This window comes from Glycomyces salinus (assembly GCF_016428645.1).
Taxonomy (GTDB): domain Bacteria; phylum Actinomycetota; class Actinomycetes; order Mycobacteriales; family Micromonosporaceae; genus Glycomyces; species Glycomyces salinus.
Genome location: NZ_JAELXW010000079.1, coordinates 1 through 1,018, shown reverse-complemented (window position 1 = coordinate 1,018; position 1,018 = coordinate 1). Strand labels below are relative to the sequence as shown.

The following is a 1,018-nucleotide window of genomic DNA, read 5'->3' as shown; positions in this document are numbered from 1 at the left end:
AGACGTTTCTATGACTGTCAAGCCGGGGTCGGCGTGTGGTGTGTCGCTGGGTTGAGGAGGTGGAAGATCTCGCGGGCGATGGCGCGTTTGAGCATCCGGATGATCTCGCGTTTGGTCTTTCCTGTCTGGATTCGTTTCGCGACGTATCGCTTGGTGCGCTCGTCGTGGCCCATGCGGCACAAGGCGATCGTGTGCAGCGCTTTGTTGAGTTGTCGGTTGCCGCCGCGGTAGAGGCGGTGGTGTCCGTCGGTCTGGCCCGATCCGGCCGGGATGGGGCAGGCACCGGCCAGTTTCGCGAACGCGGCCTCGGAGCGGATCCGCTCGGGGTTGTCACCGACCGCGGCCAGGATGGTCGCCGCGGTCAGGTGGCTGATCCCGAAGGCGGCCACCAGGTCCGGTGCCGCGGTCTCGGTCAGGTTCTTGATCAGGGCCTCCAGGTCGGCCGCTTCGGCGTCGAGGGCGAGCCAGCGGCGCGCGATCGACCGGAGCGCGCGGCGGCGCGCTGCGGCCGGATCGGCCGAGCGCGGCGGCCGCAGCCGCGCCAGACGATCGGCGATCGCTCTGGCCCCCTGGGCCTTGCATGCCCTGGCCAGGTCGAGATCCTCGGCCAGCAGCGCCTGCAGGGCGTTGCCCGCCTCAGTCCGTGCCTTGACCGCGCCGTTGCGCGCGATACTCAAAGCCCGCACGGCCTCGGCCGGGCCATCAGCCGATTTCGGCACGGTGGTCGATCGGCCGCCGAGCACGGCCCAGGCGGCGGACTCGGCATCGAGCGCGTCGGACTTGCCCCGGGCCCGACGGCCCGAAGCCACGTAGCTGTTGACCTCGATGACCGTGGCCCCAGCATCGGTCAGCGCGGTGGTGAGGGCCTTGCCCCAGGAGCCGGTGCCCTCGATGCCGAAGGCCGCGACCGGGCCGAGCGCGGCGGCCCAGGCGGCCAGGGCCGCATGCCCGGGCCCGTCGTTGCCGAACGAGGCGGTCGCGATCACGCCCTCGGACGGGTCGACCGCGGCGGCTACGT

General features: G+C 71.5%; 1 protein-coding gene. It reads right to left on the bottom strand.

What is annotated here, in order from left to right; genetic code table 11:
• Nucleotides 1–17: 17 nt before the first annotated feature.
• On the bottom strand, nt 18–1,018 hold a 1,001-nt coding region (locus tag JFB92_RS18830), incomplete at its 5' end, for an IS110 family RNA-guided transposase (RefSeq protein WP_199042401.1).